This window comes from Variovorax soli NBRC 106424, from assembly GCF_001591385.1.
In the GTDB taxonomy this organism is placed as follows: Bacteria; Pseudomonadota; Gammaproteobacteria; order Burkholderiales; family Burkholderiaceae_C; genus Variovorax; species Variovorax soli.
Window position 1 is genome coordinate 120,372 of sequence record NZ_BCUU01000003.1, and the last position, 10,858, is coordinate 131,229.

At 69.9% G+C, this 10,858-nt stretch carries 10 protein-coding genes; 4 read left to right on the forward strand and 6 right to left on the reverse strand.

The genetic code is table 11. The annotated features are described in order from the left end of the window. Window positions 1-16: 16 nt before the first annotated feature. Window positions 17-1,345 (forward strand): tetratricopeptide repeat protein, encoded by a 1,329-nt coding sequence (locus VSO01S_RS02085; protein ID WP_068640135.1) that lies wholly within the window; start codon window positions 17-19, stop codon window positions 1,343-1,345. Here VSO01S_RS02085 and VSO01S_RS02090 read toward each other — a convergent pair. The 3 genes from VSO01S_RS02090 to VSO01S_RS02100 form a co-directional block, all read right to left on the reverse strand. Then, window positions 1,315-2,001, reverse strand: a complete 687-nt coding sequence (locus tag VSO01S_RS02090; RefSeq protein WP_068640136.1) for a histidine phosphatase family protein — start codon at window positions 1,999-2,001, stop codon at window positions 1,315-1,317. The genes VSO01S_RS02085 and VSO01S_RS02090 overlap by 31 nt on opposite strands. 136 nt (window positions 2,002-2,137) lie before the next feature. Beyond that, window positions 2,138-2,539, reverse strand: a complete 402-nt coding sequence (locus VSO01S_RS02095; RefSeq protein ID WP_068640137.1) for a PaaI family thioesterase — start codon at window positions 2,537-2,539, stop codon at window positions 2,138-2,140. A gap of 25 nt (window positions 2,540-2,564) precedes the next feature. Further along, window positions 2,565-3,050 carry a RidA family protein gene (locus tag VSO01S_RS02100; protein WP_068640138.1) on the reverse strand — a complete coding sequence of 162 codons (486 nt, stop codon included), beginning with the start codon at window positions 3,048-3,050 and terminating at the stop codon, window positions 2,565-2,567. Window positions 3,051-3,171: 121 nt separating this feature from the next. On the opposite strand from VSO01S_RS02100, the gene VSO01S_RS02105 reads away from it, so the two are divergent. The 3 genes from VSO01S_RS02105 (at window position 3,172) to VSO01S_RS02115 (ending at window position 5,774) form a co-directional block, all read left to right on the forward strand. Then, a complete protein-coding gene (locus VSO01S_RS02105) occupies window positions 3,172-3,600 on the forward strand; it encodes a hypothetical protein (protein ID WP_153305104.1) in 429 nt (142 codons plus the stop codon). 110 nt (window positions 3,601-3,710) lie between these two features. Continuing rightward, window positions 3,711-4,679, forward strand: a complete 969-nt coding sequence (locus VSO01S_RS02110) for an AraC family transcriptional regulator (RefSeq protein WP_084241627.1) — start codon at window positions 3,711-3,713, stop codon at window positions 4,677-4,679. Between the two features lie 45 nt (window positions 4,680-4,724). Next, entirely contained in the window at window positions 4,725-5,774 is a 1,050-nt protein-coding gene (locus VSO01S_RS02115; protein WP_068640140.1) for an aldo/keto reductase, read from the forward strand. A 63-nt stretch (window positions 5,775-5,837) separates the two neighbouring features. On the opposite strand, the gene VSO01S_RS02120 is transcribed toward VSO01S_RS02115, so the two are convergent. From VSO01S_RS02120 to VSO01S_RS02130, 3 genes are all read right to left on the reverse strand, one after another. Further along, window positions 5,838-6,833 carry a tripartite tricarboxylate transporter substrate-binding protein gene (locus VSO01S_RS02120; RefSeq protein WP_068640141.1) on the reverse strand — a complete coding sequence of 332 codons (996 nt, stop codon included), beginning with the start codon at window positions 6,831-6,833 and terminating at the stop codon, window positions 5,838-5,840. A 36-nt stretch (window positions 6,834-6,869) separates the two neighbouring features. Continuing rightward, the gene (locus tag VSO01S_RS02125) at window positions 6,870-8,282 is read right to left on the reverse strand and encodes a hypothetical protein (RefSeq protein WP_084241629.1); all 1,413 of its coding nucleotides are present in this window, start codon (window positions 8,280-8,282) and stop codon (window positions 6,870-6,872) included. 2 nt (window positions 8,283-8,284) lie between these two features. Next, the coding region (locus tag VSO01S_RS02130; protein ID WP_068640152.1) for a tannase/feruloyl esterase family alpha/beta hydrolase at window positions 8,285-10,858 on the reverse strand (2,574 nt) is incomplete at its 5' end.

The window sequence follows — 10,858 nt, forward strand, 5'->3', positions numbered from 1 at the left end:
CGGCAGAATAGGCCGCATGCAAGACAGCCTCGGCAACACGCTCAGCCTCATCGACGGCGCCAGCCTCGGCGCCGTCAACGACTTCGTGGAAGGGTTCATCGCCAGCGAGGCGCGGGCCGTCCATGTGCTGCGCGCCGCTGAGGACGACAGCCCCATCGTGCAGGCCTACTGCGCCGCGCTGCACCTGTTCGCCGAGTCGCGCGATGCGCTGCCCAACGCCCTGCCCTTCCTGCGCCGCGCGCAACAGGGCGCTGCACGCGCCACGCCGCGCGAGCAGCGCTTCATCGCGGCCATCGGCGCCTGGGCCGAGGGCGACATCGGCCGCGCCGTCGCGCTGCACCAGGAGCAGGCGAGCGAATATCCGCGCGACCTCGCCTCGCTCAAGCTGGGCCAGTACCACGCCTTCAACACCGGCGACTGCCCGGGCATGCTGCGCCTGGCCCTGGCCGCGCTGCCCGCGGCCGCCGACGTGCCCTACCTGCACGGCATGGCCGCCTTCGGCTACGAGCAATGCCACCTGATGCGCGAGGCCGAGCAAAGCGCCCGCCGCGCCATCGGCATGTGCCGCAAGGAACCCTGGGCCCACCATGCGCTGGCCCATGTGATGCTGACCGAAGGCCGCCTGTCCGAAGGGCTGGACTTCATGCAAGGCGTGAGCGACAGCTGGACGGGCCTGAACTCCTTCATGCTCACCCACAACTGGTGGCATGTGGCGCTCTTTCTCATCGACCTGGGGCGCGATGCAGAGGCGCTGGCGGTGTATGACCAGCATGCGTGGGGCGTGGAAAAAGGCTACTCGCAGGACCAGATCGGCGCGGTGTCGCTGCTGGCGCGGCTGGAGCTGGCGGGCATCGAGGTGGGCGAGGCCCGCTGGCGCGAGCTGGCCGACTGGCTCGCCGTGCGCACGCACGACCAGGTGCTGCCCTTTTTGGACCTGCAGTACCTCTACGGCCTGGCGCGTGCCGACAGGCCGCAGGCGGACGAGCTGCGGCGCAACATCGAAGCCTTTGCGCCGAATGCGCCACCGTCGGTGCGCGCGGCGTGGGAACGGGTGTGCGTGCCGGCTGCGCGCGGGCTGCTGGCGCATGCGCGCGGCGACTGGTCCGGTGCCATCGACGGCCTGGGCACCGCGCTGCCGCGCCTGGTGGAAATTGGCGGCAGCCACGCGCAGCGCGACCTGTTCGAGCAGCTGTATCTCGATGCGCTGGTCAGGAGCGGCGAGCCTTCGCGGCTGGCCAGCGCCCAAGGCCTGCTGCAGCGCCAGCTCAACACCCAGCCCGAATCGCGCCGGCTGGCGCGTCAAACCAACGCTGTCTACGCGGCGCTGGGCTTGCCCACCACATAGCGCTTCTGGTCGTAGGTGGGTTGGGCCGGCAGGTCGGCCAGATGCCGCGTGTCGGCCCAATCGACGATCTCGATGTGCTCCGGCGATGCCGGGTCGGCGATGCGGATGCGGTTGAAGCCCGCGTTGGGGATCTCGCTCTGGCGCGGGCCGTTCAGGCCCAGGCCGCGCGCCGTGCGCCACACCATGTCCAGCGCGCCGCCGTGGGTGAACACCAGCACCGTCTGCCCCTGGTGGGCCTGTGCGATCTTCGCCAGCGCCGCGATGATGCGCGTGTGGAACTGCCGCGCCGACTCGCCGTCGGGCATGGCGTGGTGCTCCTGGAACTTGAGCCAGTCTTCCCAGGCGCGCGGATGCTGCGCCTGGATCTCGTCGGCCCGCATGCCCTCCACCGCGCCGAAATGCTGCTCGCGCAGCGCCGCGTCCAGCGCCACGGGCAACGACAGCTGCAAGGCGGTGGGGGCCGCCGTCTGCTGGCAGCGCATCAGGTCGCTGCAGACCAGGTGCTGCGCCTGCTCGCGCGCCATGCGCAAGCCCAGGCGGCGGGCCTGCTCGTGGCCCATGTCGTTGAGGGGGACGTCGATGTGGCCTTGAAAGCGCAGCTCACGGTTCCAGTCGGTTTCGCCGTGGCGGATCAGGATGAGTTCGGTGGTGGACATAGATATGAAGCACAACCATTGTCCACGCGGGACCCTGGCCGTGCGAGCATGCCCGCCGCGGGTGACGGGATAAAGACGGCTTGTGTGGCGTTGTCGCCATGCAGCAAGCCGAAGGCCGCGGTCTGTCAGCCCAGGGTCAGTCCAGTATCAGCTGGGTCTGTGTCACCACCGCGCAGAGCTTGCCCTCGGCATTGCGGATGGAGGTCTGCCACACCTGCGTGGTGCGGCCGCGGTGCAGCGCCACGCTTTCGCCGCGCACCGTGGTGCCCACCTTGGCGCCGGCGATGAACTTGGTGCTGGAATCGGTGGTGGTGGTCTTCTTGCCCGGCGGCAGGTTGAGCACGGTGCCCACGGCGCCCAGCGTGTCGGCAAACGCCATGTAGGCGCCGCCGTGCAGGATGCCGCCGGCGGTGCACAGGTCGGGCCGCACGTCCATGCTGGCCAGCACCCGCTCGGGGCTCAGCTCTTCCAGCGCCACGCCCATCAGGCCGGGGAAGAGGGGCCCCAGCAGCTTCTGCATCTTGTCGCGGTCGATCATGTGTTCGCTCTCCTGCTAGCAGGCACTAGGGGTGGATTTCGACTTCGGCCTCGATCTCGACCGGAATGTCGAAGGGCAGCTCGGCCATGCCGACGGCGCTGCGCGCATGCGCGCCGACCTCGGGGCCGAAGACCTCCAGGATGAGGTCGGAAAAACCGTTGATGACGGCCGGCTGCAGGTTGAAGCCCGGCGCCGAGTTGACCATGCCGAACACGCGCGTCCAGGCCGTGATGCGGTCCAGGCTGCCCAGCGCGCGCTGCAGGCTGCCCAGCACGGCCAGGCCGACCAGGCGCGCCGCCGCCGCGCCCTGCGCCACGTCCAGATCGCGGCCCACCTTGCCCAGCGGCCTGGCGAGGGCACCATCCGTGTTGGTGGGGCCATGGCCCGAGACGAAGGCGCGATGGCCGTGGACCCGCACGAACTGGAAGGGCAGCACCACGCCCGGCGGCGGCTTGACCGGTTGCGGCAGGGTGAGGCCGAGCGCCTTGAGGCGTTGTTCTGCTGTGGGCATGGTGGCTCCGGTTCGGGGCGGCCGGGGCATTGTCCTTGAGCGGGCGGGGCCGGTCCAGCCGGGCTCGCGGGACGTACTACTTTCGCTTTGTCAACGCGGCCAATTGCGCGATAGTGCGGCCATGCCACTGAAGGTAATCCTCTCTCGCAGATCTGCTCGTCTCGCGGCCCTCGCGGCCGGCGCGCTGTTGCTCGCCGGCTGCGCCGGCCAGATGCAGCTGCTCGAAAACGGCCGCACCCACCCCGGCAGCTACAACTCGGCTTCTGGCACGGCCGAGGCGGTGATCGACGGCGTGCGCTACACCGGCACCTTCAGGAATCCGCCGCCCATCAGCCTGGGCGTCGGCGTGGGCGGCGGCAGCTGGGGCGGCGGCTTCGGCGGCGTGGGCGTGTCCACCGGCACGGGCTACGGCGGTGGTGGCTATGCCCTGCTGCGCTCGCCCGACGGCAGCAAGGTCATCGAGTGCTATTTCTCCACGTCCTTCGGCAGCGGCCAGGGGCAATGCACGGGGCTGGACGGCCGGCGCTTCGTGCTGGTGATCGGCGGCTGACCCCCTTTCTCTCCCTTCCTTCCTGCCCGATCCGCGCAAGTTCTTGCCCGTTCGTGCACAGTGCGCGGCATGAGCGACTCGCAACGCCACCCCGGCGCTACGCTGGCGGCATGCTGACCCACAAAGACACCCCAGCCACTGCGCTGCCCGGCAGCGACGGGGCGACCCAGATCCTGCTGCGGCGTGCCGAGCTGGCGGCATGCATCCAGCGCCTGACGCCGGGCGATGGCGTGCATCCCACGGCCATCGGGCGGCTCAAGCTGCTTCGCATCACCTCGTGCAGCGCGTTGACGCACACGCTGCACGAGCCCGCCCTGTGCCTGCCGGTGCAGGGCCGCAAGCGGGTGCTGCTGGCCGATGAAGTGACCATCTACGACGCCGAGGACTACCTCGTCGTCTCACAGGAAATGCCCATCTCCAGCCAGGTGATGGACGCCTCGCCCGAGGCGCCCTACCTGTGCGTGCGACTGAGCTTTTCGCCGGGCGAGGTGGCGGCGCTGATGCGCGACATCGACCATGCACCGGCTGCTGCGCGCAAGGCGGCCGCAGGCTGCGCCCGCGCCCTGTACACCGCGCCGACCACGCTGGCGCTGACCGACGCCGTGCTGCGGCTGGTGCGCCTGCTCGACACGCCGCCGGACATCACCGCGCTCGCGCCGCTGGTGGAGCGCGAGATCCTCTACCGCCTGCTGACCGGCCCCGAGGGCTGGCGCCTGGCGCAGATCGGCATGCCCGACGGGCAGGGCCCGCGCATTGCCGAGGTGCTCGCCTGGTTGCGCGCGCACTACCGCGAGCCGCTCAAGATCGAGCAGCTGGCGGCGAGCGTGCACATGAGCGGCTCGTCGCTGCACCGGCACTTCCGCTCGGTGACGGCCATGAGCCCGCTGCAGTTCCAGAAGCACCTGCGCCTGCAGGAGGCCCGGCGCCTCATGCTGGTGGACGGCGCCGACGCGACCAGCGCCGGCTACCACGTCGGCTACGAAAGCGCCTCGCAGTTCTCGCGCGAATACGCACGCAAGTTCGGCGCGCCGCCTTCGCGCGACATGCGGCGCATGCGGCAGGATGCCGCCGGCGGCTGAAAGAGAAGAACCTGTCGTTCCACCCAACCACAAGGAAATCCATTCATGCGTCTCAAAAAATTCGGCCGCACCGGCCTCTTCGTTTCCGAGCTGTGCCTGGGCACCATGACCTTCGGCGGCGAAGGCGAGTTCTGGGGAAAGATCGGCACCACCCAGCAAGCCGATGCCGAGCGTTTGATCGGCCGCGCGCTGGACGCGGGCATCAACTTCATCGACACCGCCGACATGTACTCGGCGGGCCTGTCCGAGCGCATCACCGGCCAGGCGCTGAAGAACCTGAAGGTGCCGCGCGAGAACGTGGTGGTGGCCACCAAGGTATATGGCGAGACCGGCACCAAGGCCGCCAATTCGCGCGGCATGTCGCGCTACCACATCATGGATGGCGTGAAGGCGAGCCTCGCCCGGCTGCAGCTGGACCACATCGACCTCTACCAGATCCACGCCTTCGACCCGGCCACGCCCATCGAGGAAGCGGTGCGCGCCATGGACGACCTGGTGCGCCAGGGCCATGTGCGCTACGTGGGCGTGTCCAACTGGGCGGCCTGGCAGATCATGAAGGCCCTCGGCATTTCCGAGCGCCTGGGCCTGGCGCGCTTCGAATCGCTGCAGGCCTACTACACCATCGCCAGCCGCGACCTGGAGCGCGAGCTGGTGCCCATGCTGCAGAGCGAGCAGTTGGGCCTGATGGTGTGGAGTCCGCTGGCCGGCGGCCTGCTGTCGGGCAAGTTCGGCCGCCATGTGCCCGAAGTTGCTTCGGCCGGCAGCCGGCGCGCGGTGTTCGACTTTCCGCCGGTGAACAAGGATCGCGCCTACGACTGCGTCGAGGTGATGCGGGGCATCGCCGAGCGCAAAGGCGTGTCGGTGGCGCAGATTGCGCTGGCCTGGCTGCTGCACCAGAAGGCGGTGACCAGCGTGATCGTGGGCGCCAAGCGCATCGAGCAGCTGGACGACAACCTGGCGGCCTGCAAGGTGGATCTGTCGACCGAGGAGCTGGCTGCGCTCGACAAGGTCAGTGCGCTGCCGCCCGAGTACCCGGGATGGATGTTCACTCGGCAAGGCGAGATGCGTCGCGCCCAGCTGAGCCAAGCACGCTGATCAAAGAAAAAGCCGCCGGGCCTTGGAGGCGCGGCGGCTTGTTCAGCCAGGTTCGCTCCAGCGTCAGTCGGCGTACACGCCCGCCGCCTTGATGACCGGCCCGAAGCGCGCCACTTCCGCCTGCACGAACTTCTTGTGCTCGGCCGGCTCCACGCGCTTGTCGGCCACCACCACCGCGCCCAGGCCTTCCTGCTTCTTGATGAAGTCCGGGTCCTTCAGCGCCACCTTCAGCGCATCGTTGAGCTTCTTCAGGATCGGCGCGGGCGTGCCCTTGGGCGCGTACATGCCGTGCCAGATCGTCACCTGGAAGTTCTTCAGCCCCGACTCATCCAGCGTCGGAATGTCTTTCAGCACCGGCGTGTTCAGCCGCTTCAGGGTCGTCACCGCATAGGGCTTGACCTTCTTGGCCTCGATCTGGCCCGTGGTGTTGGTGGTCTGGTCGCACAGGAGGTCGATCTGCCCGCCGATCAGGTCGGCAATGGCCGGGGCCGTGCCCTTGTACGGGACCGTTGTCATTTCAGCCTTGAGCTCGCTCTGGAACAAGAGGCCGCACAGGTGCGAAGCCGAGCCGATGCCGGCATTGCCCAGGTTGACCTTGCCGCCGCTCTTGGAAATCCACTCGCGCAGTTCCTTGAAGTTGTTGGCTTCGAGCTGCGGCTTGCCGATCAGCGTCATGGGCACGTCGTTGATCAGCCCCAAGTACTCGAAGTCGGTCTCGTAGTTGTAGGTGAGCTTGCGGTACAGCACCGGGGTGGTGGCCATGCCCACGTGGGTGACCAGCAGGGTGTAGCCGTCGGGCTTGGCGCGCGCCACCTTGGCGTTGCCGATGGTGGAGCCGGCGCCGGCGGCGTTGTCGATGACGATGCTCACGCCGTCCAGCGGCTTGCGCAGGGCCTCGGCCAGGTCGCGGGCCACGCGGTCGGTGGGGCCGCCTGCGGCAAAGGGCACGACGATGGTGATGGGCTTGCCGTCCGGGTAGTTCTGGGCGTGGGCGGTGGTGCCCAGCACGCCGATGGCGGCGGTGGCCACGGCGGCCAGGGCGAAGAGGTTCTTGTTCATGGTGTCTCCGTCAATTCAAAAGAGAAAGAAATGGAATCAGTGCGGCAGCCGGGCCGGCACGCGCGACTCCAGCCGCTCGGGCTGCCAGGCGGGGCGCAGGTGGCAGCCGTTCTTGCTGTCTGTGTCAAAGCGGGCCTTCAGGGTATCGCAGCGCAGAGCCACGCTTTGCGGCGTGGGCTTGGCGCCCTGGTCGATCCAGCCGAGCAGCTGGTCGAACAGCGCCACGTATTCGGTGTCGCTCAAATAGCTGTGCTCGCGTTCGCTGCTGAACACCCGCACCAGCTGGTCGGCGGTGCCGGCCGCTTCGCGCTGCGCCCGGTACACGCTCTCGAGTTCGACGAAGGCCGTGGGGTCGTCGATGGCATGCAGCGTGAGCGTGGGCAGGCGCGTGCGGCCGGTGGTGCGGCTGTCGGCCGCCAGTGCGCCCTGGGCCTGCGGGTCGGCGCTGTAGCGCAGCACCTGCGCGTCCAGCGGCTGGCCGTTCACCTGGCCGGGATAGAACACGCCGGTGTTGCCGAAGGGATTGCGGCCGCCCAGGCGCTCCTGCACCAGGTCCTGGAACAGCCAGGTGGCCCAATTCAGATGGCCCTGCAGCGAGCGTTCCGGGATCTTCACCGCGCCGAGGATGGTGGCCATGTTCGCGTTCTGCTGGCTGCTTCGCTGCTCGCGCGGCAGGCCGGCGCCGGTGCATTCCTTCACCCGCGCTGCGAGCTGCTCGCGCGTGAGCTTCGAATCCTTGGGCAGGCCTTGCCACAGCGGGTATTGCGGTTCGTCCGCGCGCGGATGGTTCTGGCACACGGCCTGGTAGACCGCGCGCAGGTCCAGGCGGAATTCGTACGCGCTGTTGCCGCCGCCCAGCACGCCGCTGGTGAGCAGCACGCCGTCGTAAGGGCTGGGGCGGCCGGGTGCGGGTGCGTACATCTCGGCCGCCTTGGCCGCCACGCCGCCGCCGTAGCTCTGCCCGTGCAGCAGCGTGCGGCGCGGCTGGCCGAAGTGCCGCACGAAGAGCTGGCGCAGGCGCTCGGTGTCTTCGGCCGCCAGGGTCACACCGTAGCCGCCGCGGCGGTAGGTGGAGCCGGCCCAGGCATGTCCGGCCTTCACGGTGATGGCCCAGCGCTTGAGGTCGGCCTCGCTGCGCTTGGCGTCGGGCGCGCCCGTTTCGGGGCCGCCGTGCGCATGCATGACCAGCACGCCTTGCTGGCGCTGCCAGCCTTGCGGGATGGCGATCCAGTAGAAGGCGCCCGCGCCGTCGGCGCCGCTGAAGCAGCGGGTGCCCGCAGGCACTTCCTTCGGACAGGTGGCACTTCTGGGCGCCGTGTCGAGCCGCGCGGCAGGGGCGGCGTCCGTGCGGCCGATGGCATCCAGCGGCACGAGGGAAGCAGCACCCAGGGCCAGCAGCACACGCGTGGCGGTCGAGGGGCGGCAAAGGCGAAACGCTGTCTTGCGCATCATCAGTGTCTGACTCCGATTTCCAGCGCGGGCTGCGCCGTGTCGCCGGACACGAAGGCCAGGACCCCGCCATTGAAGATGAGCTGGCCCGGCCGGCCGGCATCGGCCTGCGCCATGCCCAGCACGGGCGTGTCGTAGGCCAGTGTGGCCGCCGCGCCGCCCAGGTTGAAGCTGGTGCCGGCCACGGTGGCGGTGCGGCTGTCGCCCCGCGCGCTGCTCACGGCATAGCTGCCGTCCGCCGTGCCGGCCGCCAGGGTCTGCTGCGCCGACAGGATGCGCATGCCGACCGTGCCGCCGTCGCGCACCAGGTGCAGGTGCACCGGGCTGGCGCCGGCCATGCCGATCACCATCGAGCCCGACAGCGTTCCGCCGGTGGTGACGGCGCTGCCGGTGGGCGAGGTGCTGAAGACATCGAAGGCGCCGCGCGCGGCCGACCAGCTGATGTAGCCCTTCTCGGTCTGCGTGCAGGTGGCGTCGTAGAGCATGGCGCCGCCGGTGGCCGGGTCGCGGCAGTACTGGAAGGTGCCGGCATTGCGCAGGCGCACGGCGGCCGACTGGCCCACCGGCGTGCCGCCGGTGCCCGCCTGCTGCACGCCCAGCGCGTTGGCGATGACCGCCACCGGATTGAACACGGTGGGCGTGGCCGCGTTGTTCCAGGTGTTGGCAAAGGCCAGCAGCGGCGCAAAGCTGCCGCCCGAGGGCGCCGCCACGCCGCCATGCAGCACGCCGCCCGAGGCCAGCGTGAACACGGCGCCGCCTTCGCTGCTCGAATAGCTGCATGCGCCCTGCGCCACCAGCGTGCCGCTGCGCTGCGCGCCCACCCGGGCCGGGTCCGCAGCGTCGATGGTCACGGTGTAGGCCATGGTGGCTGGGTCGATCCGCACGGTGAGTTCCTCGCCCAGCGTGTTGCCGCCCTTGTAGTTGGTCGCGGAGGCGGGCAGGTTCGGGCAAGCCAGCGGGTCGCCCACCTCGGTCACGCAGCTGTAGTTGACGGCCGCATCCATGCTGCCGCTGCCGCGGTACCTGGGCCACGCGGGGTACTGGCACAGGGGGCGCGTGCGGCCGTAGGTGCCGGCCACCGCATCCACCGCCACCGGGGTGGCGGGCGCCAGGCCCTGCTCCACCCAGGCTTCCAGCGCGGCCAGCGAGTCCCAGTTGGGAATGAACACGCCCGTGCCGTGGCCCATGCCCGGCACGGTGTAGAAGCGCACATGGGCATCCACCGCGCCCTGGCCCAGGGTGGCGACGAGGCGCTTGTAGTAGTCGATGGTGGAGTTGGGGCTGATCACCTCGTCGGCCAGGCCATGAAGCAAGATGAGCCGGCCGCCGTTGCCGAAGAAGGGCGCGAGGTTCGCGTCCAGCGCATCGGTCATGGCCGACACCTCCTGCACGCGCGGCGTCCAGCTGCCCGGCGCCGCGGGGTCGAAGCCGAGCGTGTCGAAGCCGTCGATGCGCGTGATGAAGTACTTCACCCACTGGTCGCCGGTGAGGTACATGTTGGCGTCGGCCGAGGTGGCCGGGTTGCCCGGCACCGGGCGCGTGCCGAGGTCGCGCGTGGTGTAGGGGCCGGCCACCAGTGCGCCTTCCAGCAGGTTGTAGCCGCCGGCCACCTGCACGCCGCCCGCCAGCGGGTAGGACAGCTGCAGCGGCGACTCGATCACGCGCACCGTGGCCAGTTGCGCATCCGACAGGCAGGTGTTGCCCGTGTCCGCGCCGCCGGGGCAGCGCAGGCTGTCCAGCAGCTGGGTGTTGAGCAGCCGGCAGCTCTCCACATTGCTCACGATGCCGTCCTTGGCGCCGTCCAGCGCGTCGCAGGCGGCCAGCGCGGCCTGTTGCACGCGCAGCGTCTTGGCCAGGTTGAGCCAGCCCGTGCCACCGTTGTCGTAGAGCGCTCGCCCCAGCGCGACGTTCGACAGCCGTGTTCCGCTGTAGTTGAGCGCGGGCTCGTTGGCGATGAGGCCGTCGTAGTCCAGCGGCCAGCGCTGGATGTAGGCCAGCCCGTCGCGCCCGCCGGTGGAGGTGCCGAGGAACCAGGCATGTGCCGGCTTCTCGCCGTAGAACAGCTGCACCAGCTGCTGCGCCACGTCGCGCGTCTTCTTGAGTGCCTGCCCGCCGTAGTTGGCCAGCGCCTCGTCGTCGCGCGCGAACTTGCCGTCGGTGATGCTGGACGCCTGGTGGCCCGAGTCGCTGCCGTAGGTGGCATAGCCCAGCGCCAGCGGCGCGGGCTTGCCGGCCGGGCCGAAGCGGATGGGCTCGGTGCCGTCGATCAGCGTGCCGTTGAAGCCGCCGCCGCCGAAGTGGATGGTCTTGCGGTTCCACTGGGCCGGCAGGTTCAGCGCGAAGTTGATCACCGGCGATCCCGGGTTCACCGGCGCGATGGTGCCGCGCAGCCTGCAGTAGTCGCCATATAGGTTGCCCGCGGCGCCGGCCGCCATGGACGTGGCCTCGGTGATGGTGGCGCCGCCGGTGGGCAGGCCGATGTCCGCCGCCGCGATCGTCTTGCCCGACAGGTCGGCGCAGGCCAGCTTGGGCGCGGGCGGCGGGGGCACGGGCGTCGTCGGCTCGTCGCCCGCGGG

Coding starts and splice junctions, on each gene's coding strand:
- VSO01S_RS02085 (WP_068640135.1), top strand. CDS start 17: ATGCAAGACAGCCTCGGCAACACGCTCAGCCTCATCGACGGCGCCAGC.
- VSO01S_RS02115 (WP_068640140.1), top strand. CDS start 4,725: ATGCGTCTCAAAAAATTCGGCCGCACCGGCCTCTTCGTTTCCGAGCTG.
- VSO01S_RS02110 (WP_084241627.1), top strand. CDS start 3,711: ATGCTGACCCACAAAGACACCCCAGCCACTGCGCTGCCCGGCAGCGAC.
- VSO01S_RS02100 (WP_068640138.1), bottom strand. CDS start 3,050: ATGCCCACAGCAGAACAACGCCTCAAGGCGCTCGGCCTCACCCTGCCG.
- VSO01S_RS02125 (WP_084241629.1), bottom strand. CDS start 8,282: ATGCGCAAGACAGCGTTTCGCCTTTGCCGCCCCTCGACCGCCACGCGT.
- VSO01S_RS02090 (WP_068640136.1), bottom strand. CDS start 2,001: ATGTCCACCACCGAACTCATCCTGATCCGCCACGGCGAAACCGACTGG.
- VSO01S_RS02105 (WP_153305104.1), top strand. CDS start 3,172: ATGCCACTGAAGGTAATCCTCTCTCGCAGATCTGCTCGTCTCGCGGCC.
- VSO01S_RS02120 (WP_068640141.1), bottom strand. CDS start 6,833: ATGAACAAGAACCTCTTCGCCCTGGCCGCCGTGGCCACCGCCGCCATC.
- VSO01S_RS02095 (WP_068640137.1), bottom strand. CDS start 2,539: ATGATCGACCGCGACAAGATGCAGAAGCTGCTGGGGCCCCTCTTCCCC.